19 protein-coding genes are annotated in these 22,863 nt (G+C 57.9%); 8 read left to right on the forward strand and 11 right to left on the reverse strand.

The genetic code is table 11. The features are described from left to right. The first annotated feature begins 19 nt into the window (after positions 1 to 19). Positions 20 to 823 (forward strand): hypothetical protein, encoded by an 804-nt coding sequence (locus AC1MDC_RS07585; protein ID WP_480392783.1) that lies wholly within the window; start codon positions 20 to 22, stop codon positions 821 to 823. Between the two features lie 180 nt (positions 824 to 1,003). After that, entirely contained in the window at positions 1,004 to 1,702 is a 699-nt protein-coding gene (gene queC / locus AC1MDC_RS07590) for a 7-cyano-7-deazaguanine synthase QueC (RefSeq protein ID WP_227234192.1), read from the forward strand. 52 nt (positions 1,703 to 1,754) lie between these two features. Here queC and AC1MDC_RS07595 read toward each other — a convergent pair whose 3' ends face one another. Together AC1MDC_RS07595 and AC1MDC_RS07600 are read right to left on the reverse strand one after the other, a co-directional pair. After that, positions 1,755 to 2,633 carry a queuosine precursor transporter gene (locus tag AC1MDC_RS07595; protein ID WP_480392784.1) on the reverse strand — a complete coding sequence of 293 codons (879 nt, stop codon included), beginning with the start codon at positions 2,631 to 2,633 and terminating at the stop codon, positions 1,755 to 1,757. Further along, the gene (locus tag AC1MDC_RS07600) at positions 2,617 to 3,219 is read right to left on the reverse strand and encodes a helix-turn-helix domain-containing protein (protein ID WP_480392785.1); all 603 of its coding nucleotides are present in this window, start codon (positions 3,217 to 3,219) and stop codon (positions 2,617 to 2,619) included. The genes AC1MDC_RS07595 and AC1MDC_RS07600 overlap by 17 nt, the downstream gene beginning before the upstream one ends. Before the next feature lie 340 nt (positions 3,220 to 3,559). Here AC1MDC_RS07600 and AC1MDC_RS07605 point away from each other — a divergent pair, with 340 nt between their 5' ends. Together AC1MDC_RS07605 and AC1MDC_RS07610 are read left to right on the forward strand one after the other, a co-directional pair. Continuing rightward, positions 3,560 to 3,889, forward strand: coding sequence for a DUF6124 family protein (locus AC1MDC_RS07605; RefSeq protein ID WP_480392786.1), 330 nt, complete (start codon positions 3,560 to 3,562; stop codon positions 3,887 to 3,889). Between the two features lie 73 nt (positions 3,890 to 3,962). Next, the gene (locus AC1MDC_RS07610; RefSeq protein WP_085704954.1) at positions 3,963 to 4,241 is read left to right on the forward strand and encodes a hypothetical protein; all 279 of its coding nucleotides are present in this window, start codon (positions 3,963 to 3,965) and stop codon (positions 4,239 to 4,241) included. Positions 4,242 to 4,443: 202 nt separating this feature from the next. Here AC1MDC_RS07610 and AC1MDC_RS07615 read toward each other — a convergent pair whose 3' ends face one another. Beyond that, on the reverse strand, positions 4,444 to 4,827 hold the full coding sequence (locus tag AC1MDC_RS07615; RefSeq protein ID WP_085701102.1) for a type II toxin-antitoxin system PemK/MazF family toxin: 384 nt from the start codon (positions 4,825 to 4,827) through the stop codon (positions 4,444 to 4,446). A 211-nt stretch (positions 4,828 to 5,038) separates the two neighbouring features. Between AC1MDC_RS07615 and AC1MDC_RS07620 the strand changes: the two genes are divergently transcribed. Then, positions 5,039 to 5,476, forward strand: a complete 438-nt coding sequence (locus AC1MDC_RS07620) for an excinuclease (protein ID WP_480392787.1) — start codon at positions 5,039 to 5,041, stop codon at positions 5,474 to 5,476. Here the strand turns inward: AC1MDC_RS07620 and AC1MDC_RS07625 are convergent, their stop codons facing one another. Next, positions 5,477 to 6,373 (reverse strand): LysR family transcriptional regulator, encoded by an 897-nt coding sequence (locus AC1MDC_RS07625; protein ID WP_085701104.1) that lies wholly within the window; start codon positions 6,371 to 6,373, stop codon positions 5,477 to 5,479. 114 nt (positions 6,374 to 6,487) lie between these two features. On the opposite strand from AC1MDC_RS07625, the gene AC1MDC_RS07630 reads away from it, so the two are divergent. The 3 genes from AC1MDC_RS07630 to AC1MDC_RS07640 all read left to right on the forward strand — a co-directional run bounded on the left by AC1MDC_RS07630 (position 6,488) and on the right by AC1MDC_RS07640 (position 9,752). After that, positions 6,488 to 7,765 (forward strand): MFS transporter, encoded by a 1,278-nt coding sequence (locus AC1MDC_RS07630; RefSeq protein ID WP_085701105.1) that lies wholly within the window; start codon positions 6,488 to 6,490, stop codon positions 7,763 to 7,765. Between the two features lie 77 nt (positions 7,766 to 7,842). Next, positions 7,843 to 9,111, forward strand: a complete 1,269-nt coding sequence (locus AC1MDC_RS07635; protein WP_085701106.1) for an AAA family ATPase — start codon at positions 7,843 to 7,845, stop codon at positions 9,109 to 9,111. Further along, on the forward strand, positions 9,108 to 9,752 hold the full coding sequence (locus AC1MDC_RS07640; protein WP_085701107.1) for a retron system putative HNH endonuclease: 645 nt from the start codon (positions 9,108 to 9,110) through the stop codon (positions 9,750 to 9,752). The genes AC1MDC_RS07635 and AC1MDC_RS07640 overlap by 4 nt, the downstream gene beginning before the upstream one ends. A gap of 71 nt (positions 9,753 to 9,823) precedes the next feature. Here the strand turns inward: AC1MDC_RS07640 and hemE are convergent, their stop codons facing one another. The 7 genes from hemE to AC1MDC_RS07675 all read right to left on the reverse strand — a co-directional run bounded on the left by hemE (position 9,824) and on the right by AC1MDC_RS07675 (position 22,858). Continuing rightward, positions 9,824 to 10,891 (reverse strand): uroporphyrinogen decarboxylase, encoded by a 1,068-nt coding sequence (gene hemE, locus AC1MDC_RS07645; RefSeq protein ID WP_227234190.1) that lies wholly within the window; start codon positions 10,889 to 10,891, stop codon positions 9,824 to 9,826. Between the two features lie 253 nt (positions 10,892 to 11,144). Continuing rightward, positions 11,145 to 12,563, reverse strand: a complete 1,419-nt coding sequence (locus AC1MDC_RS07650) for an FAD-dependent oxidoreductase (RefSeq protein WP_007909438.1) — start codon at positions 12,561 to 12,563, stop codon at positions 11,145 to 11,147. A 33-nt stretch (positions 12,564 to 12,596) separates the two neighbouring features. After that, positions 12,597 to 17,042 carry a glutamate synthase large subunit gene (gene gltB / locus AC1MDC_RS07655; RefSeq protein WP_227234188.1) on the reverse strand — a complete coding sequence of 1,482 codons (4,446 nt, stop codon included), beginning with the start codon at positions 17,040 to 17,042 and terminating at the stop codon, positions 12,597 to 12,599. Positions 17,043 to 17,391: 349 nt separating this feature from the next. Beyond that, positions 17,392 to 18,993 (reverse strand): AAA family ATPase, encoded by a 1,602-nt coding sequence (locus AC1MDC_RS07660; RefSeq protein ID WP_480392788.1) that lies wholly within the window; start codon positions 18,991 to 18,993, stop codon positions 17,392 to 17,394. Between the two features lie 10 nt (positions 18,994 to 19,003). After that, positions 19,004 to 20,104, reverse strand: coding sequence for a 3-dehydroquinate synthase (gene aroB / locus AC1MDC_RS07665; protein ID WP_480392789.1), 1,101 nt, complete (start codon positions 20,102 to 20,104; stop codon positions 19,004 to 19,006). Positions 20,105 to 20,256: 152 nt separating this feature from the next. Further along, the gene (gene aroK, locus AC1MDC_RS07670; protein ID WP_011332081.1) at positions 20,257 to 20,775 is read right to left on the reverse strand and encodes a shikimate kinase AroK; all 519 of its coding nucleotides are present in this window, start codon (positions 20,773 to 20,775) and stop codon (positions 20,257 to 20,259) included. A gap of 4 nt (positions 20,776 to 20,779) precedes the next feature. Further along, positions 20,780 to 22,858, reverse strand: a complete 2,079-nt coding sequence (locus AC1MDC_RS07675; protein WP_480392790.1) for a type IV pilus secretin PilQ — start codon at positions 22,856 to 22,858, stop codon at positions 20,780 to 20,782. Between the last annotated feature and the right edge of the window lie 5 nt (positions 22,859 to 22,863).

Genomic DNA, 22,863 nt, shown 5'->3' on the forward strand with positions numbered 1-22,863 from the left:
CATTTCTGGAGTGAAGGGAATGACTCAGTTTCACCGCATCGCCGCCATCCTGGCCCTGGCTTTCGTACTCGGCGGTTGCACCAGCAAACCGGTATACAACGCAAAGGAACAGTTTTCCAGCAACCTGGGCTTCACCGACGCGCAGATGAGCCGTGCCATTGTCACGGCGCTGAATGACCGCCAGTGGGTCGTGCAATCGGTACGTCCGGGCATGATCAAAGCCGCCATCACTGTGCGCGGCCGCCATCACGCCGAAGTCGACATTCCGTTCAGCGCGACTTCGTTCGAGATCGACTACCGCAGCAGCTACGGCCTGGACGCCAAGGACGGCAAGATCCACGGTAACTACAATCGCTGGGTCAATCGTCTGCGTGACAACGTACTCAAAGAGCTGTCGATCAACCCGGACATCGAAGCCGTCAATAACCTGGGCATCATCAAGCAAGGCGCCGATGAGCCGACTTACCTGAGCTTCCGTGAAGGCGTCAAACGCGCTACCGACGCCGGCCTGCTCGACGGCAGCGTGAAGTTCTACCTGGCCGGCGAAGTGCTGCCCAACCAGGTGCGCAAACTCGACACCGTCAGCAGTAGCCGCAAGACCAACGGTTCGAACAAATCCGACGCCGACGCCTGCTTCTGGGCGCTGCAATCGGCCCTCGCGACCTTGCAGGCAGCGGCGAAGAAAGCCGATGCGAATGCGGTAATCAACATCGCCAGCGTCGACCAGCGCGACCTGTACAAAGACACCGAAAAATTCCAGTGCCGCGCCGGGCTGGTGGTGTCGAGTGTGGCGTTGCGCGGGGATCTGGCGCACGTGGATTGATTGAGCCGTCGGAAACGACAAAGGGCGCCATTCGGCGCCCTTTTTTCCATCTATTGCACAAAAAACTGCACACAAGGAAAGCTCAGCGTTTCTTTTCGGAAACGTCCCACATTCAGCGCATTTTCTACTCTGTAAGGTCAGTGGTGCCGCGATCAAGCGGCACACCTCAAGGACGAAAAAATGCGTAAAAAAGCGGTAATCGTTTTCAGCGGCGGGCAGGATTCCACGACTTGTTTGATCCATGCCTTGTCAAAGTACGATGAGATTCACTGCGTCACGTTTGATTACGGACAACGCCATCGCGAAGAAATCGACGTAGCACGTCGACTGGCGAAAGAACTGGGTGTGACTGCGCACAGCGTGATGGACGTGAAGGTACTCAACGACTTGACCGTCAGCAGCCTGACGCGTCACAACATCCCCATACCGTCCGCCAATTCATCCGGAAGCGATTTGCCCAACACATTCGTACCTGGAAGAAACATTCTGTTTTTAACGCTCGCGTCGGTTTATGCGTATCAAATTCGGGCTCAGACTGTGATTACAGGTGTCTGCGAAACAGATTTTTCTGGCTACCCGGATTGTCGTGATGATTTCGTTAAAACGCTAAATGAAGCTATCAACTTAGGCATGGAATATGAACTGCGGCTAGAAACGCCACTGATGTGGCTGACCAAGGCCGAAATCTGGGCGCTGGCCAGTTATCATGATCGGCTCGACTTTGTTCGCGAACATACACTGTCTTGCTATAACGGGATAAAGGCTGGTGGCTGTGAGGAATGTGATGCTTGTGCTCTTCGCTCCAAGGGACTAGACGAGTTCCTGAAAAACAAGAAAAAATTCACAAACAGTTTGAGATATCGATTGAGCTTAAGTTAACTCCCCAACGAACAGGAGGAGGAGCGTAATAACGCTCCTCCCCCGATGCCTGCTATGCGACCTTACTCTCCGCAACAAACCTTCTAAAAAGCGACCTTGCTCCGTACGCGGGAAAAACATTGAAAAATGCAAAAAACATTTTTATGGTGATTTGCACCATCACGATTGACAATATTTCATCACTCTCCAGCACACCATAAAAAGCTATAAAACAAAAAAGTACACTATCGATCAGAACTGCAAAAAACGTACTAAAAAAGACACGCAGGAAGAGATACCTAGAATTTGTCAACTGCTTAATTTTGCACAAGAGGTATGAATTAATGTATTCGGAAAACAGAAACGAAATCGATGAGGCCAACAACACCGAGGAAACATGCGATACCACTTCACCATAAGGTTCATCAAGTTTCCAATCCGCCACTCCCGGCATCATTTTTGCCGCACTCAACAATAAGATAATCAGCGCATTGCTCAGAAATCCAAAAAAAATTGCCCTTCTGGCCAGCTTGAACCCATACAACTCATTCAACATATCGACTACGAGAAAGGTCAGAGGATAGAGAAAAACCCCGGGTGTCAGAACGACGTCAAATTGCTCGATATAGATCAGCTTTGTCGCGCCAATATTCGAGAACACATACAACACCAAGAGCAACAGGTTTAATACAACATAGACCATCCAGGATCGTTCATGACGGTCTGCCAAATCATAGGCGGTCACGGCTGCACTCGTAGAATAATATTTCCTGTATATACTTTTGACCTCGGCCCTGCTGAGATCATCAATCAAATCACTTTTTAGAAGCTCCGCCAATTTAAGCTTAATCAGCTTGCCAGTTGAAACAATCATGACTACAGCCAGCTTCTTATCCGACTCAAAACCCACAAGCTTATACTTATCTCTCATAACTTCAATATTTTCCGACATTAAACCTTTCCTCTATCAAATCTCCTATGATACGTACACCAACATCGAACTCTGAGCCGGTGACAATTATGAATTTTCTGGTACGCTCGTCATATACAAGCTTTTCATTCTTGCTAATCGATACGCCTTTTCTAACTATCAGAAGGTCACCCACCTCATTGGCCCCGACTATCTCACTCTCCAAAAGCACGCCTATTAGATTACTCGCCGCTCCGAAGTAGTAGGTCAAAGGATGCGATATAGCCAACTCGCCGATCCTTTTATCCAAACTCTGAAGCAGCAAGCTTTCTTTGATGATCGGAACTGCGGCTGGATTCATATTCCCGTGCAAAGAAACAGTGGATTCAATTATTTCCCGCTCTTCAAAATCAACAGTTTCAATCTCCTTGTAAGATACCCCGAAAAAATCCGATATCTTCCGGATCGTAGATTGCTGCACGTTAACCACTCTACCCTCCAGAATATTATAGATAGTTGTCCTGGTTAACCCACTGGAGTTACACAGTGAAATTCTCGTCTCACCTCGGCTTTCTATCAGGTACTTAATATTCCTTTTTAGCTTTTCTGTTTTTTCTTTCTTATGCATTAAATATCTGCCAATCATTTTATAGGTTGAAGCTCATCCGCTACTTGTTGGAATGTTGCAGATTGCTGCCAAACGCTGATGAATTGTACAGCCACAGCAGCATGTTTAAATCAACGTTGAATACTAAACATCGAATAGAAGATAAATCCCACAATATTGAAAGACGTTACTCACAGGCATCCGCAAAGAATCATTTAATTACACAAACGTTCAATTATTTGATTAATAGAAGCGAAATTATTAGTTATAAATACATCCGCTTTCCACGCCCTTCGCTGAGCACCTATGAATAACTGGAAGTGGATGTCACTACTCATAAAAAACCAGAAGGAGTTCCGAAATGAAAAAAATTGATTCCTACCCCACGCAATCGCTAGGTACAAGTAATCCAGCCACGCCCGACCAACTCGAGACCACTGTCCGCGTCACCTCCCACCTCTCGCTTAAACCGGAACCGCTTAGCCACATTTTCACAATCCTTCCGGAGGTCGACACTGAGTCATTGCTTTGCCATGCGTCCGAAAACCTCGCTTCGCTCAATATCATGGCTACGAATCTCGCGGGCGAGGTGGAAGGGCCGCAGCGGAACGTAACGTTGGCTATTCAGCAGCTCACCGTCCTGAGCGAGTTGCTGGTGAATCGGGCGCTGGACAACCTGGATCCTCCTTGAAAAAGAGCCTGCAAACTCACTGAACGCTGACTACCGAGTATCCGCACCTATTACCTAATGGAGTTCTTCTGTCATGGATCGATACAGGCCTATCACCGGAATTGACTGCGAAATACCTTCACTCCTGATCGACACTCAAGCACCACTGGACGTACTTCACGAAATAGCCGCCTATCGCATACGCACTGCGACACAGTTTCTTGAAAATCTGGCGTTCAGCGAGGGCATTTACAGTGAGTTGGCGAAGGTATTGGTCACATCGTTGCGCGATGGCTGTGACTTGTTGGATGTGATCGGGCGCAGATTGCAGGATGAAACTTCGACTCAGGAGGTAATGCAATCAAACCTTTGAAAATGACAAAGGGCGCCTTTCGGCGCCCTTTCACAAACAGGTTGGCTTGTCATCGCCTGTCACCTGTCTGGCTCTGCGATGGCTGGTTGCCCAGGATCCTCAGAGTCTCACAAGCCCCTTTCGGGAACGCGGTCAGTATTGCCTGAAACTACATGCCGGGCAACGGCTGGCATTTGGCTTCGATGCGCCACTTCCGTTGCCATCACAGTCCCAACGCCCGTCTGACCGCAGTTTTAATGGCGTGAAACTCGTCTGTTGCAAGATGTGAGATCAGGTAGGTGCGCTTGCCTTGCCGATCCCGGCTTTTGATCCGATCAAGCCGCGAAAGGCTGACCGTGGCAATCATGTCGCACTTGGCCCAACAGGTCGGGCTGGCCCCCTGAAGGTGACTTGCAAGTTCAAGATGGTGCCCAAGCAAACAATCAGGGGCGGTGGTACTCAACGGCACTACTGTTACCAACAGGCTGTTGGTTCGATGTTTACGTATCACAACAACAGGTCTGACTTTGACCATCTCGGGGACTTCATAACCCCTGAAATCGCAAATCAAAACGCTGCCCTCCTTAGGCTGGTATCGAAGTGGCATCCGTGACACTCGCTTGAAAAAAACTGATTTTGCGCAACAACAGCCATATTCCCTACGACAGATCCGTTACTCCAAATGTACGGAGTCGAGCCAACCAAACCTGTGCACCCAACTACACTCGCTCAAACAGGCCGATACACAACGCCTGCCGGAACGGCGAGCCCTGCCGGTCAAGTACTCGCGGTTCTCTTTCACCGTCAAGGAGACAACCATGCAAGCGAAAGCCCTGATCGCCGCCGCCCTCTTCAGCCTGCTTCCCAGCGCCAGCCACGCCACCAATCTGATGTACATGCCGTTCGAAACAGTCGTGTCGGATGCGATGCGTGCCGGGCGGCTGGATGGCAGCGTGAAGTTTTATCTGGTCGGCAACGGGCCTCAGGGCACTCAGCGGTTGTTGCAGCACGGAGTGGTCAGTGACTTGAAGACCAACGGCTTCAACAAGAGCGATCACGACTCGTGCGAGTGGGTGCTGCAGTCGAATCTGATTGCGTTGCAGGCCGAAGCCAAGCGTGTCGGGGCGAATGCGGTGACCAATATCGTCAGCTACTACGACCAGCACGTACGCAAGGATCTGAACACTTACGAATGTCGCGCCGGGGTGTTTGTGACGCGCGTGGCATTGAAGGGGGATCTGGTGCAACTGCCCTGATCAACCGGCTTCAACCTTGCGCGTGAGCAACTCGACGAATGCCTTGGCCATCGGTGATTTCTGGTCCTTGCGCTGCACCAGCCACACGGCCGAAATCGCTTCAGGATCGAGCAAGGGTCGATAAACCACGCCATCGATGCGCATCCGCTGATAGGACGCCGGCAGCACCGACACGCCCAAACCCGCCGCTACCAGACCGATGATGGTCATGGCTTCGCCCGCCTCCTGTGCAAAATGCGGACTGAATCCGGCATCTCGGGCCAGGTTGATGAGTTGCGAGTACAAACCACTGCCGTAGCTGCGCGGAAAAAACACAAACGGTTCGAGGGCCAGTGCCGAGAGGAACAGCCCCTCTTCAGAGCCCTGCGCCAGCGGATGTTTGGAGCTGAGCACGGCCACCAGCGGCTCGCGCATCAGTTCGACCACGCTGAGCGAATCCGGCAAACCCAGCGGCCGCATGATGCCGACCTCGATCGACTCGTCCACCAGCGCATCTGCCACCTGAGTGCTGCTCATCTCCCGCAGGTTCAGATGCACGGCCGGAAAGCGTTGGCGAAACGAGAAGATCGCCTGGGGAATGGTCGAGTTGAATGGCGCCGACGAGGTGAAGCCGATCTTCAGTTCACCCAGCTCGCCAAGTTGCGCGCGGCGGGCCACGTCGGCTGCTTTATCGACTTGCGCGAGCACCAGCCGCGCTTCCTCCAGAAACAGTCGCCCGGCCTCGCTGAGCTCGACCCGACGATTGGTACGCTCGAAAAGCCGCGCGCCGACTTCCTGTTCCAGCGCCTGAATCTGCTGGCTCAGCGGTGGCTGAGAGATACCCAGCACCTGTGCGGCGCGGCCAAAGTGCAGTTCTTCGGCCACGGCGATGAAGTAGCGCAGATGACGCAATTCCATGAACACTCCATTAGGTCGTTAAAACTATCAAACAGGTCGAACAATATATTGGATAGAAACATTAGCCAGCTATATGATTTTTTCACTGCCTGCCCGCACCCTCCGAGGTCCGATGTGAAAACCGCCGTCGCTCCACTGGCCCATGAAGTTCCGCCCGCTGCGGCGGACGATGTGCTGACCGAACTGCAAGAGATCTACATCGAGAAAGGCACGCCCGCGTTCATGCGCACGGTACTTGCGCTGTTCAGCGGCGGCTTCGCGACGTTCGCCCTGCTGTACTGCGTGCAGCCGATGATGCCGTTGCTGTCCCACGAATATTCGATCAACGCGGCGCAGAGCAGCCTGATCCTGTCGGTGGCCACCGGCATGCTGGCGTTCGGTCTGCTGATCACTGGCCCGATTTCCGATCGGGTCGGACGCAAACCGGTGATGGTTGCCGCACTGTTTGCCGCTGCGTTGTGCACCATCGCCAGTTCGATGATGCCGAGCTGGCACGGTGTGCTGATCATGCGTGCGCTGATCGGGTTGTCGCTGAGTGGTCTGGCGGCGGTGGCAATGACGTACCTGAGCGAGGAAATCCACCCGCAGCACATCGGTCTGGCGATGGGTTTGTACATCGGCGGCAACGCGATCGGCGGGATGAGCGGGCGTCTGATCACCGGCGTGCTGATCGACTTCGTCAGCTGGCACACGGCGATGATGGTGATCGGTGGTCTGGCGCTGATCGCCGCGGCGGTGTTCTGGAAAATCCTGCCGGAGTCGCGCAACTTCCGCTCCCGCTCGCTGCACCCACGCAGCCTGCTTGACGGCTTCACCATGCACTTTCGTGATGCCGGCCTGCCGCTGCTGTTCCTCGAAGCGTTCGTGCTGATGGGCGCGTTCGTCACCCTGTTCAACTACATCGGTTATCGCCTGCTGGCCGAGCCGTATCACCTGGATCAAGTGTTCGTGGGGCTGTTGTCGGTGGTGTACCTGTCGGGCATCTACAGCTCGGCGAAAATCGGTTCGCTGGCCGACAAACTGGGCCGCCGCAAAGTGCTGTGGGCCATCATTGCCCTGATGTTCGCCGGCCTCGCCCTGACGATGTTCACGCCGCTGCCACTGGTGATCGTCGGCATGCTGGTTTTCACCTTCGGCTTCTTCGGCGCCCACTCGGTGGCCAGCAGCTGGATCGGCCGCCGGGCGCTCAAGGCCAAGGGCCAGGCGTCGTCGCTGTACCTGTTCAGCTATTACGCCGGGTCGAGTATCGCCGGGACGGCAGGCGGGGTGTTCTGGCACCTTGGCGGCTGGAACGGCATTGGTTTGTTCATCGGCGCGCTATTGCTGGTGGCGCTATTGGTGGCGTTGAAGCTGGCGAAGTTGCCGCCTTTGGGTGGTGGCGAAAAGGTTTAGCCACAACTGCGCCCTAGCAGTAACGGCGGGCCAAGGTACACTGACGGCATTCGTCTGCTTTGGTAAAGGAAGCCAGAATGCGCCTGGACCGTCTCCACATTAAGAATTTTCGTTGCTACGAAGATGCCACGTTCGACTTTCAGCCGGGATTCAATCTGGTGGTGGGGGTTAATGGGAGCGGGAAGACGTCGCTGCTGAATGCTGTAGCACAAAGCTTTAACGATATCTTCGGTTCAGTCGGCCATCCTATGACGCTTTCCGACGATGAAGATGTGCGCACGGTCATCAACCATCACGAAAATGGAAACCGATTCGAAAGGGTTTTTCCGCTGGTTTTAGAGGGCCACGGCAAAGCGTTTCAATCTTCATCCTGGGCTCGGGCAAAACATCAACCTTCACACGGTTCGATTCCTCCTATACCTGTGGTGGACATCAACGCTCTCAACTCATCCTCTGCGCTCGCAGGCAAGATTGACCTTCCGCTGATCGCCTTTTATCGAGCAGACCGCCGCTGGACTATCGCCAACACGTCTACCGAACAGGCTGCATCACTGAAACTGTCGCGACTTGATGGTTATAAGAATTGGTCGAACACAGCCACCAATCTGCAAGACTTTGAAAGTTGGTTCGTTAAAAAGACATTGGAGCAACTGCAAAAAGCTTTCCGGTCTGCAAAGCCAGTAACTGAGTTTTACGATGAGCTTTCACTGGTAAATTCTGCCTTGCAAGTGATGTTACCGGGCTCAAGTGGACTTTATTACGACGTCGAACTTGCGAGCTTGATTGTTGAAATGGGCGGCAACGCCACTTCGAAGTTCAGCAATCTAAGTGATGGTCAACGCGGGATGATTGCATTGTTCGCCGATATCGCCCGCCGCATGTGCATCCTCAACCCCCACATGGGCAAAGATGTCCTGAAAAACACCTCAGGCGTGGTCATCATCGACGAACTGGATATCCACCTTCACCCGGCCTGGCAACGCAGCATCGTGCCTGCATTGAGACAGGCTTTTCCCAAAGTCCAATTCATCGCCGCAAGCCACTCCCCACAAATCATCGGCAGCCTGAAACCTGAAGAAGTAATCCTGTTGCACAACGGGGATCCGACTCATCCGCGGGTCACCTACGGTCTGGATTCCAGCAGCGTGCTTGAAGAGGTAATGGGCGTTACGCAGCGCGAACCAGAAATCGAAGATCTGCTGTCCGAGCTTTTTTCCACGTTGGAAGACAACGACCTCGAAAAGGCAAAATCACAACTTGAGGCGCTGAAAAAGAAAGCTCCCGACCTACCGGAATTCGCCGGCGCCGAAGCACTGATCAGGCGCAAGGAGATTCTCGGCAAATGAAGCGAGTGCTCAAAGGAACTGAACCCGCTTCATTTACAGATTGGAAAAACTCGGCGAACGACGAGTGGAGCCCAACTTACCCAACGCTACAAAACCCGCAAAAACGGGATTTGCATAATGCCCTGCTTAAGGAGCAAGGCTTCTTCTGCTGTTATTGCGGCCGGGAAATAGATGCCTCGACCAGCCATATCGAGCACTTCAGACCTCAAGAGCATTTCGAAGAGTTGGCGTTGGAGTTTCACAACCTTCATGCCTCCTGCCTGCGAGAAACCAAGCCCGGCAATCCGTTGCACTGCGGCCATAAGAAGGGCAACTGGTTCGACGAAAACCAACATATTTCTCCCACCGACGAGAACTGTGAACAGCGCTTCCGATATCTGCGAACCGGCGAAATCCAGCCAAAAGATTCTGACGACCTTCCCGCCACAAAGATGATCGAGGTATTGGCGCTAGACATCGCCTACCTCAAAAATCGACGGCAGGACACAATCCGCCGCCTCTTCGATGATGAGTTTGTCATGCAAGTCAGCGAGGAAGAACTTGAGCGGTTGGTGACGGCGATCCGAAATACCGCGATTCCCGATCAAAAAACCTTCGACCACATCATCGCCCGCTACGCCGAACAGCTCCTTGGACGCTAAACCCATCGCAAACAAAAACGCCCGGCATAAGCCGGGCGTTTTTGTTTTCTACCATTAGAGCTGAGCGCCGATCACTGGTGATACTGCGCCGACAACTCATGTACGGCACGCAAGAACGCACCCGCATGCTCAGGATCAACTTCCGGCGTGATGCCGTGGCCGAGGTTGAACACGTGGCCGCTGCCCTTGCCGTAGCTGGCGAGGATGCGCCCGACTTCAGTGCGGATCGCTTCAGGTTTGGCATAGAGCACGGTCGGGTCCATGTTGCCTTGCAGCGCAACCTTGTCACCAACAAGGGCGCGGGCGTTGCCGATGTCGCAGGTCCAGTCCAGACCCAGCGCATCGGCGCCAGCGTCGGCGATGCTTTCCAGCCACAGGCCGCCGTTCTTGGTGAAGAGGATCACCGGCACTTTGCGACCGTCGTGCTCGCGGATCAGGCCGCTGACGATTTTCTTCATGTAGGCCAGGGAGAATTCCTGATACGCCGCCGCCGACAGGTTGCCGCCCCAGGTGTCGAAAATCTGCACCGCTTGCGCACCGGCCTGGATCTGGCCGTTGAGGTACCCAGTCACCGACTGCGCCAGCTTGTCCAGCAGCAGGTGCATGGCTTGCGGGTTGTCGTAGAGCATCGCCTTGGTCTTGCGGAAGTCTTTCGACGAGCCGCCTTCGACCATGTAGGTGGCGAGGGTCCACGGGCTGCCGGAGAAACCGATCAGCGGCACGCGACCGTTCAGTTCGCGGCGGATGGTGCTGACCGCGTCCATCACGTAGCCGAGGTCTTTGTGTGGATCCGGGATCGGCAGGGCTTCGATGTCGGCCAGGGTGCTGACGACTTTCTTGAAGCGCGGACCTTCACCGGTCTCGAAGTACAGGCCCTGGCCCATGGCATCGGGAATGGTGAGGATGTCGGAGAACAGGATCGCCGCGTCCAGTTGCGGATAGCGGTCGAGGGGTTGCAGCGTGACTTCGCAGGCGAATTCCGGATTCATGCACAGGCTCATGAAATCACCGGCCTGGGCGCGGCTGGCGCGGTATTCCGGCAGGTAGCGGCCGGCCTGGCGCATCATCCACACAGGGGTGACGTCTACGGGTTGCTTGAGCAGGGCGCGGAGGAAACGGTCGTTCTTCAGGGCAGTCATGTCGGCATCCGGAAAAAAAGTGCGGGCATTTTCTCAGAGCGCGACGCAAAAGGCACGGATGCAGGTCAGCCTTTTGTCTATCGGGTCAATTTGTCGCAACAAATACGGGGCATCAGCAACAGCGAGAAACAACTGTGGGAGCGAGCTTGCTCGCGAATAGGCCTGTACATCCAACATTGAAGTTGACTGACAGGCCGCTTTCGCGAGCAAGCTCGCTCCCACAGAGTTATTGCTTTTGTTTCAGGATCCGGGTTTAGACGCCCAGGTAATCCAGGATCCCTTCCGCCGCATTGCGGCCTTCGAAGATAGCCGTCACAACCAGGTCGGACCCGCGCACCATGTCGCCACCGGCGAAGATTTTCGGGTTGCTGGTCTGGTGCTTGTACTGACCTTGCTCGGGCGCAACGACGCGACCCTGGCTGTCGGTCTGGATCTCGAACTGCTCGAACCATGGCGCCGGGCTCGGGCGGAAACCGAAAGCGATGACCACGGCGTCGGCCGGGATGATCTCTTCGGAGCCCGGAATCGGCTCGGGGCTGCGACGGCCACGGGCGTCCGGTTCGCCGAGACGGGTCTCGACCACTTTCACGCCTTCGACCTTGTCCTCGCCAACGATGGCGATCGGCTGGCGGTTGTAGAGGAATTTCACGCCTTCTTCCTTGGCGTTCTTCACCTCTTTTCGCGAGCCGGGCATGTTCGCTTCGTCACGACGATAGGCGCAGGTCACCGACTTGGCGCCCTGGCGGATCGACGTGCGGTTGCAGTCCATCGCCGTGTCGCCGCCGCCCAGCACCACGACCTTCTTGCCTTTCATGTCGACGAAATCTTCCGGCGACTTTTCAAAGCCCAGGTTGCGGTTGACGTTGGCGATCAGGAAGTCCAGCGCGTCATACACGCCTGGCAGATCTTCACCGGCAAAACCGCCCTTCATGTAGGTGTAGGTACCCATGCCCATGAACACGGCATCGTATTCGGCGAGCAGCTGCTCCATGGTCACGTCCTTGCCGACCTCGGTGTTGAGGCGGAATTCGATGCCCATGCCGGTGAAGACTTCGCGGCGATTGCTCAGCACGGTCTTCTCGAGCTTGAACTCGGGGATGCCGAAGGTCAGCAGACCGCCGATTTCCGGGTTCTTGTCGAACACCACCGGAGTCACGCCGCCGCGCACCAGCACGTCGGCACAACCCAGACCCGCCGGGCCTGCGCCGATGATCGCGACACGCTTGCCGGTCGGTTTGACCTTGGACATGTCCGGGCGCCAGCCCATGGCGAACGCGGTGTCGGTGATGTACTTCTCGACCGAACCGATGGTCACCGCACCGAAGCCGTCGTTGAGGGTGCACGCACCCTCGCACAGACGATCCTGCGGGCACACCCGGCCGCAGACTTCCGGCAGGGTGTTGGTCTGGTGCGACAGCTCGGCGGCCTGGAGGATGTTGCCCTCGGCCACCAGCTTCAGCCAGTTCGGAATGAAGTTGTGCACCGGGCACTTCCATTCGCAATACGGGTTGCCGCAACCCAGGCAGCGGTGGGCCTGGTCGGCCGACTGCTGGGGTTTGAACGGTTCGTAGATTTCCACGAACTCTTTCTTGCGTTGACGCAACAGTTTCTTCTTCGGATCCTTGCGCCCGACATCGATGAACTGGAAGTCGTTATTCAGACGTTCAGCCATTGTTAAAACCTCATCAAACTCTTCAGGCGCATATCACTGCGGGTTGGCACGGGTGCTGGAAAGCAACGACTTCAGGTTGGCAGCCTTCGGCTTGACCAGCCAGAAACGACGCAAGTAGTCATCGAGGTTCTCGGCGAGTTCACGACCCCACTCGCTGTCGGTTTCCGCGACATACTCGTTCAGCACGTTCTGCAGGTGGCTGCGATAGGCTTCCATCGCCTCGCCGCTGATCCGCTGGATTTCCACCAGTTCGTGGTTGACCCGGTCAACGAAGGTGTTGTCCTGGTCGAGCACGTAGGCGAAACCACCGGTCATGCCAGAGCCGAAGTTGTAACCGGTCTTGCCCAGAACGCAGACAAAACCACCGGTCATGTACTCGCAGCAGTGATCGCCGGTGCCTTCCACAACCGTGTGGGCACCGGAGTTGCGCACGGCGAAACGCTCGCCTGCGGTGCCGGCGGCGAACAGCTTGCCGCCGGTGGCGCCGTACAGGCAGGTGTTGCCGATGATGGCGCTTTCCTGAGTCTTATAGACGCTGCCTTTCGGCGGCACGATGGTCAGCTTGCCACCGGTCATGCCTTTGCCGACGTAGTCGTTGGCGTCGCCTTCCAGGTACATGTTCAGACCGCCGGCGTTCCACACGCCGAAGCTCTGACCTGCAGTGCCCTTGAAACGGAAGGTGATCGGCGCTTTCGCCATGCCCTGATTGCCGTGCTTGCGCGCGATTTCGCCGGAGATCCGTGCGCCGATCGAACGGTCGCAGTTGCAGATGTCCAGATCGAACTCGGCGCCGCTGAGGTCGTTGATCGCCGATGTCGCCATCTCGACCATTTTCTCGGCCAGCAGGCCTTGGTCGAATGGCGGGTTGCGCTCGACGCCGCAGAACTGAGGCTTGTCCGCCGGAATGTGATCGCTGCCCAGCAGCGGGGTCAGATCCAGGTGATGCTGCTTGGCGGTCTGGCCTTCGAGGACTTCCAGCAGATCGGTACGGCCGATCAGCTCCTCGAGGGAACGCACGCCCAGCTTGGCCAGCCACTCACGGGTTTCTTCGGCGACGTAGGTGAAGAAGTTCACCACCATGTCGACGGTGCCGATGTAGTGATCCTTGCGCAACTTCTCGTTCTGGGTGGCGACGCCGGTGGCGCAGTTGTTCAGGTGGCAGATACGCAGGTATTTGCAGCCCAGAGCGATCATCGGCGCGGTGCCGAAGCCAAAGCTCTCGGCGCCGAGAATCGCTGCCTTGATCACGTCGAGACCGGTTTTCAGGCCGCCGTCGGTCTGGACCCGGACCTTGCCGCGCAGGTCGTTGCCGCGCAGGGTCTGGTGGGTTTCGGCAAGGCCGAGTTCCCACGGCGCACCGGCGTATTTGATCGAAGTCAGCGGCGAGGCACCGGTGCCGCCGTCGTAGCCGGAGATGGTGATCAAGTCCGCATAGGCCTTGGCCACACCGGCGGCGATGGTGCCGACGCCCGCTTCAGCCACCAGTTTCACCGAGACCAGCGCATTCGGGTTGACCTGTTTCAGGTCAAAGATCAGCTGCGACAAGTCTTCGATCGAATAGATGTCGTGGTGCGGCGGTGGCGAAATCAGGGTCACGCCCGGCACTGCGTAACGCAGCTTGGCGATCAGCCCGTTCACTTTACCGCCCGGCAGTTGCCCGCCTTCACCCGGCTTGGCGCCCTGGGCAACCTTGATCTGCAGTACTTCGGCGTTGACCAGGTATTCCGGGGTCACCCCGAAACGGCCGGTCGCGACCTGTTTGATTTTCGAGCTCTTGATGGTGCCGTAGCGCGCCGGGTCTTCGCCGCCTTCGCCGGAGTTGGAACGCGCACCGAGGCGGTTCATGGCTTCGGCCAGGGCTTCGTGAGCTTCCGGCGACAGGGCGCCCAGCGAGATGCCGGCGGAGTCGAAGCGCTTGAGCACCGATTCCAGCGGCTCGACTTCGCTGATGTCCAGTGGTTTGTCGAGGGTCTTGACCTTGAACAGGTCGCGGATCATCGACACCGGACGGTTGTCCACCAGCGAGGTGTATTCCTTGAATTTGGCGTAGTCGCCCTGTTGCACGGCGGCTTGCAGGGTGTTGACCACGTCCGGGTTGTAGGCGTGGTATTCGCCACCGTGGACGAACTTCAGCAGACCGCCCTGCTGGATCGGCTTGCGCGGACTCCAGGCTTCGGTGGCCAGTGCTTTCTGCTCGGCTTCGATGTCGACGAAACGCGCACCCTTGATACGGCTCGGTACGCCACGGAAGCTCAGCTCGCAAACTTCCTCGGACAGGCCGATGGCTTCGAACAGCTGCGCACCGCGATAGGACGCGATGGTCGAGATGCCCATCTTCGACAGGATCTTCAACAGACCTTTGGTGATGCCTTTACGGTAGTTCTTGAACACCTCGTAGAGGTCGCCCAGCACTTCACCGGTCCGGATCAGGTCGCCCAGCACTTCGTAGGCCAGGAACGGATAGACCGCCGAGGCGCCGAAACCGATCAGCACCGCGAAGTGGTGCGGATCGCGTGCGGTGGCGGTTTCAACCAGGATGTTGGAGTCGCAGCGCAGGCCTTTTTCGGTCAGGCGGTGGTGTACCGCGCCGGTGGCCAGCGAGGCGTGGATCGGCAGTTTGCCCGGCGCGATATGGCGGTCGCTCAGGACGATCTGGGTACGACCGGCACGCACGGCTTCTTCAGCCTGATCGGCGACGTTGCGGATCGCCGCTTCGAGACCGACGCTTTCGTCGTAGTTGAGGTCGATGATCTGCCGCTCGAAACCCGGGCGGTCGAGGTTCATCAGCGAGCGCCACTTGGCCGGGGAAATGACCGGCGAGCTGAGGATCACGCGCGAGGCGTGTTCCGGCGATTCCTGGAAGATGTTGCGCTCGGCACCGAGGCAGATTTCCAGCGACATCACGATCGCTTCACGCAGCGGGTCGATCGGCGGGTTAGTCACCTGCGCGAACTGCTGGCGGAAATAGTCGTACGGCGTGCGCACGCGCTGGGACAGCACGGCCATCGGCGTGTCGTCGCCCATCGAACCAACGGCTTCATAGCCTTGTTCGCCAAGCGGACGCAGTACCTGATCGCGTTCTTCGAACGTGACCTGATACATCTTCATGTATTGCTTGAGTTGATCGACGTCGTAGAAAGCCGAACCGTGATCGTTGTCTTCCATGGTCGCCTGAATGCGCAGGGCATTCTTGCGCAGCCATTGCTTGTATGGATGACGGGATTTCAGACGGTTGTCGATCGCGTCGGTGTCGAGGATCTGCCCGGTTTCGGTGTCCACGGCGAAGATCTGGCCCGGGCCGACACGGCCTTTGGCAATCACGTCTTCAGGCTTGTAGTCCCACACGCCGATTTCCGACGCGAGAGTGATGAAACCGTTGGTGGTGGTGACCCAGCGCGCCGGGCGCAGACCGTTACGGTCGAGCAGGCACACCGCGTAGCGACCGTCGGTCATTACCACGCCGGCCGGGCCGTCCCACGGCTCCATGTGCATCGAGTTGTACTCGTAGAACGCACGCAGGTCCGGGTCCATGGTTTCGACGTTCTGCCACGCTGGCGGGATGATCATCCGCACGCCACGGAACAGGTCGATGCCGCCGGTGACCATCAGTTCGAGCATGTTGTCCATGCTCGAGGAGTCGGAACCGACACGGTTGACCAGCGGGCCGAGTTCTTCCAGATCCATCAGATCGTTGGTGAACTTGGTGCGGCGGGCCTGGGCCCAGTTGCGGTTGCCGGTGATGGTGTTGATCTCGCCGTTGTGGGCGAGGAAGCGGAATGGCTGGGCCAGCGGCCATTTCGGCAGGGTGTTGGTGGAGAAGCGCTGGTGAAACACGCAGATTGCGGTTTGCAGGCGCTGGTCACCCAGGTCCGGATAGAACGCGGCCAGGTCGGCCGGCATCATCAGGCCTTTATAAATGATGGTCTTGTGGGAAAAGCTGCAGATGTAGTGGTCGGTATCGGCAGCGTTGGCCACGGAAGAACGACGACGGGCGCTGAACAGCTTGACCGCCATGTCCTGATCGCTCAGGCCTTCGCCACCGATGTACACCTGCTCGATCTGCGGCAGGCGCTCAAGGGCCAGGCGGCCGAGGACGCTGGTGTCGATCGGCACTTTGCGCCAGCCGATCAGCTGCAGGCCTTCGGCCAGGATCTCGCGGTTCATGTTCTCGCGAGCGGCTTCGGCCTTGGCCGGATCCTGATTGAAGAAGACCATGCCCACGGCATATTGCTTGGGCAGCTCGACGCTGAAGGTTTCCTGGGCAATGGCACGCAGGAACACGTCGGGCTTTTGAATCAGCAGACCGCAACCGTCACCGGTCTTGCCGTCGGCATTAATCCCACCGCGGTGGGTCATGCAGGTCAGGGCCTCGATGGCCGTTTGCAAAAGGGTATGACTGGGTTCGCCCTGCATATGGGCTATCAGGCCGAAACCGCAGTTATCCTTGAATTCATCTGGTTGGTACAGACCTGCTTTCATAGACACTTTCTCACCAGGCTGCCTCTTGTCGAGGCAAATTTCTTTTCAATTCAACCACTTGCTTGCCGCGCCGAACGTACGCCGGCTTTGCGGGGGCAAAAGGGTGGTCATTGTACACAGCGACACAGAGGCTCACAAATTTGACGACGAAATGTCGCAAATTCATGTCGCATTTGTGAAAGGTTTAAAGCGATCTGCTGTGCTAGTCAAAACTTTTTTAATTTTGACCGCAACGACTCAAAGACTACTGTGACGCAGACACCACAAGGCACGCGACCTGAAAGGAAGCGCGCACTTGTAGAAATTTTGAGGTGCTTGGAGAGGCGGCCTGGGTAAGGCCGCCGAATCTTCAGCGAGTTGTTGCCAGTTCCTGTTGGACGCTGGCGACAGTGCGAGGCCAAGGTTTACCAGCCTGAACCTTCGCTGGCAAGGCCTTGATGGCAGAAACGGCTGCATCACGATTGGCGAAGTTGCCGTAGGTGATCACGTACAGAGGCTTGCCGTTGAGGACTTTCTTGAAGTAACGGTACTCGCCGCCCTGCTCCTTGACGAAGTTTTGCGCGGTCGCTTCGGAGCTGGTGCCGAGGATCTGCACCACGTAGTTGCTGGTCGGCTGACCGGCGTACCAGCTGCCACCGGCTGCCTTGGCGACGGTGACCGGCTTCTCGGCAGGTTTGGCGGCGGCAACAGGCTTGGCAGGCGCCGGAGCCGGTTTGGCCGCTGGAGTGGCAGGAGCAGGCGCAGGCTTGGCGGTAGCAACCTGGGTTGGCGCCGGAGTCGGTTTGGCTGCCGGAACCGGAACCGGGGTCGGCGCAGGACCGGCCGGAACGCCCGCCGGTGGCGCAGTGGTGGTCACGGTCGGTGGCGTGTTGCTGGAACCTTCGACCGGCACACCGTCGTCGCCTTCGGTAATGCCGCCAGCCGCTTCAGCCAACGGACCGCGCATCACCGGTTGCGAGTTGCCGACCAGCGGCAGCGGCATCGGCTGGGTATTGCCGTTGAATTCGACGGACGGCGCGCCACCCGCCTGCGGCGTGCCCTGGCCCAATGGCAGTTGCGCCTGCTCGTTGGCCGGCGCACCGGTGGTCGGCGCCTTGTTGCGACCCGGCATCAGCCAGGCGGCAGCGACCGCGACCACAACGACGGCGGAAATCGCCAATACGTGTTTCTTCGGCATGTTGAACCCCATACTTGGACGCTTGACCGCGGAGCGGCTGGCAATCATGACTTCGATCAGAGCATCGCGAGCGACCTGGTTGATGTTGCCCGGCCAACCCTCGGAGCTTTCGTGAATATCAGAGATCTGATCCGCGGTGAAAAGTTCGACACCCCGGCCCGCGCCTTCCAGCCGCTGGTCGAGATACTCGCGGGTTTCTTCTTCGGTGTACGGCTGCAATTCGATGACGTGGAAGCGCTCTTCCTCAAGGTGCAAAGCCTCGAGCTGGGCGATCAGCGACGACTCACCGAACAGGAACACATGCGGGCGGCCTTCCGGAGCGCCGGCGCCCAGCGCCATCAGGGCTTCAAGCGCGGACTCGTCGAGCTGCTCGGCATCGTCAACCAGCAGATAGACTTCCTGCCCTGTCAGCGCCAACTGTACGACCTGATCGAGAATCGCCCCGACCTCGGCCTGCGCCACGTCCAGCGCCTGGGCGATCTGACGCAGCACACCGGCTGCATCGCCTGCGCCACGGGCGGAAACGACAACGCTCTGCACCGATTGCTTGTTGGTGCTGGCGACCAGCGCCTGACGCAGCAGGGTCTTGCCGCTGCCCTGCGGGCCGGTAACCACCAGCAGCAACTGGCTGTAACGCGCCAGATGATGCAGCTGCCCCAGCACCGGCTTGCGCTGGGCCGGGAAGAATTTGAAGCCCGGAACCCGCGGCGCGAAAGGGTCGTGACTTAACTGGAAATGGCCGAGGAACGCCTCGTCGGCATGCAAACTAGTCATCGGAATCTTATTAACCTTTAAGCTGAGCCAGAGCGCGGTAATCCGCTCCCAGCGTGGCCTGTAGAACCTCTTTCGGATAATCGTCGGTCACCACCGCTTCGCCCATCCGGCGCAGCAGCACCAGGCGCAAGCGACCGTCGATCACTTTTTTGTCAATTGCCATGTGTTCAAGAAAATCGGCTTCGGTCATCTCTTCCGGCGGGATCACCGGCAGACCGGCACGCTGGAACAGGCGGATGCCGCGATCACGCTCCTGCTCGCTGATCCAGCCGAGGCGCGAGGACATTTCCAGTGCCATCACGGTGCCAGCGGCGACCGCTTCGCCATGCAACCAGACACCATAGCCCATGTGGGTTTCGATGGCGTGGCCGAAGGTGTGGCCGAGATTGAGGGTGGCCCGCACGCCGGTTTCCTTCTCGTCGGCACCGACCACCGCAGCCTTGGCGGCGCAGGAGCGTTCGATGGCATAGGTCAGGGCCGTTTGATCCAGCGCGCGCAGGGCGTCAACGTTGTCTTCGAGCCAGGTCAGGAATGGCTCGTCGCAGATCAGACCGTACTTGATGACTTCCGCCAGGCCGGCCGACAGCTCGCGCGCGGGCAGGGTTTTCAGGGACGCAGTATCGATCAGCACCACGTTCGGCTGATAGAACGCGCCGACCATGTTCTTGCCCAGCGGATGGTTGATCCCGGTCTTGCCGCCCACCGACGAATCGACCTGGGACAGCAGCGTGGTAGGAATCTGGATGAAATCGACGCCACGCTGGTAGCAGGCGGCCGCGAAACCGGCCATGTCGCCGATTACGCCGCCGCCGAGGGCGATTACCGTGGTGCGGCGGTCATGACGGGCGGTCAGCAGGCCGTCGAAGATCAGTTGCAGGGTTTCCCAGTTCTTGAAGGCTTCGCCGTCGGGCAGCACCACGGAAATCACTGAGAACTGCGCCAGGCTGCGGGTCAGACGCTCGAGATAGAGCGGCGCAACGGTCTCGTTGGAGATGATTGCCACTTGCCGCCCGTGGATATGCGGGGCCAGCAATTCAGGCTGGTCCAGTAATCCTTCGCCAATATGAATCGGGTAGCTGCGCTCGCCTAGGTCGACCTTGAGTGTCTGCATGTGTCCCCACAGTGAAGATGGAAGCAGGCGTCCTGCCCTGAATTATTGGTTGTCTGCGGCCTGTAGCGGGTATGACGCCGCTCGCACGCCATCCGCCACAACCTCGGCGGGCTGTGACAGGACGCCGAGGATAGCGCATTTCGAGCGATGCTTTAACGGGGCGGAAGCTGCGCCAGGCGGTCGAGAATATCGAGCACGACCATGCGCGGTGGCCGCTCGTCGGTTTCCACCACCAGATCGGCGATTTCCCGATAGAGCGGATCCCGGATCGCCAGCAGATCGCGCAAGGTTTTCTCCGGATTGGCGGTGCGCAGCAACGGCCGGTTGCGATCGCGAGAGGTGCGGCCGACCTGCTGTTCGACAGATGCGTGCAGGTAGACCACCCGCCCGCCCTCGTGCAGGGCCTTGCGGTTGGCATCGCGCATCACCGCGCCGCCGCCGGTCGCCAGCACCACGCCGTCGAACGCGCACAACTCGGCGATCATCGCCTGCTCACGATCACGAAAGCCGGGCTCGCCTTCCTTGTCGAAGATCCACGGGATATTGGCGCCCGTGCGCAGTTCAATTTCCTTGTCGGAATCCTTGAACGGCAGGCGCAGCTCTTTGGCCAGTAATCGGCCGATGGTGCTTTTTCCAGCCCCCATCGGTCCTACAAGAATCAAATTTCGCACAGAATCAACGACTCACAGCAATCGCCTGGTTATTCATGATACGCGGAGTGAGAAATACCAGCAGCTCGGATTTTTTCTCCGAAACCACATCACGCCGGAAAAGGCGGCCAAGATACGGCACATCGCCAAGAAATGGCACCTTATCTACGACCTTGCTTTGAGTATTTGAGAAAACGCCCCCGATCACGATGGTCTCGCCGTCGTTCACCAGCACCTTGGCATTGACCTCGTTCTTCTTGATCGGCGGAACATCCTGCACTTTGTTCAGGTAATCCGGTTCGTCCTTGGTGACCTTCACCTCCATGATGATGCGGTTGTCCGGGGTGATCTGCGGCGTCACTTCCAGCGACAGCGACGCTTCCTTGAAGGACACCGACGTAGCGCCGCTGGAGCTGGCTTCCTGATACGGAATCTCGGTGCCCTTGAGGATTTTCGCGGTTTCCTTGTCGGAGGTGACCACCTTGGGCTGCGAGACGATTTCGCCGTTGCCGGTTTTCTCCATCGCGGTCAGCTCAAGGTCCAGCAAGACGTTGTCGGTGATGAATGCGATGCCGATCCCGGACGTGTTGTTGACTGTACCCATGTCGACGAACGGCGAGTTGGTGCTGGTGCTGCCCGGCGTGCCAATGGTGGTCGAAGAGCCGTTGCTGACCCCGGAAGTGTTCCAGTTGCCCTTGTTCTGGATCGAGCCGCCCCAGCGCACGCCCAGGCTCTTGTCGTAGTCGACGTTGGCCTCGACGATCCGCGCCTCGATCATCACCTGACGCACCGGAATATCCAGTTGCGCCACGATCCGCCGCAGCTCGTCGAGGCGATCCTGAGTCTGGTAGGCAATGATGTTGTTGGTCCGCTCATCGACGGTGATCGAACCCCGTTCGTCGACCTTGGCCTCGGCGCTGGTGACCGACTGGAACAACTTGGCGATGTCCGCAGCCTTGGCGTAGTTCACTTGCAGCAGCTCGCGGCGCAACGGCGCCAGCTCAGCGATCTGTTTCTGCGACTCCAGTTCCTGCCGTTCCCGCGCTGCAATCTCATCTGCGGGCGCCACCAGCAACACGTTGCCGACCTTGCGCTTGTCCAGGCCTTTGGTCTTGAGCACCAGATCCAGCGCCTGATCCCACGGCACGTTCTGCAGGCGCAAGGTAATGCCGCCCTGCACCGTATCGCTGGCCACCAGATTGAGGTTGGTGAAATCGGCGATCAGTTGCAGCACCGAACGCACATCGATGTCCTGAAAGTTGAGCGAGAGCTTTTCGCCGCTGTAGCTGTTGCGGTCGGCGTTGCGCTTTTGCAGGTCATCGATGGTCAATGGGCGGATGCTGACGGTCAGCTTGTTGTCGGTCTGGTAAGTGGAATACTCGAACGTACCGCTGGGTTCGACGGTGATCGTCGCCCGATCACCGCTGACACCGGCATTGACGAACTGCACCGGGGTGGCGAAATCCTTGACGTCGAGGCGTACCCGCAGCGGTTCGGGCAATTGGGTACGGGCGAAATTGAGCATGATCTTGCCGTCGTGCTCCTGGATGTCCGGAGCGATGGCCGGGTCGGACAAATCGATGACCACATTGCCCTCGCCCGCCGTGCCACGCTGGAAATCCACGCCGCGAATGGCTCTGGCAGTCGGCGTAAACGTGCGGACTGGCGCGGCCGCAGGTGCTGTGCGCGGTGCACGCGCCGCCGTACGCGGTGCAGCGACTTTGCTGCCTTGCCCGACCACCACGAACACCGTATTGCCTTCGACCCGGGTGTCGTAAGGTGCCAGTTGCGTCAGGCTGATGATCAGCCGCGTCCGGTTATTGGCCTCGACTACCGTGGCCGTGCGGGCATTGCCGCTGCCCAGGTCGCGAGTCTTGCTCGTCAGCTGACTGGCCACCCCCGGCAGATCGAGGGCGATCCTTGCCGGCGAATCGGTGGTGTAGCCTTTAGGTTGCGGGGGCGGGCCGTCGAACGACAGCTTCAGCTCGACCCGGTCGCCCGGCAGTGCCGCGACGTCCAGCGCCTTCAGATTGGCTGCCTGTACCATCGGCGAAAGCAGCGCTATCCATAGCGAAAAACCGAGGGTGGAGAAAATCCTGTTCATTGTTC

The sequence above is a fragment of the Pseudomonas sp. 1 genome (assembly GCF_056626735.1).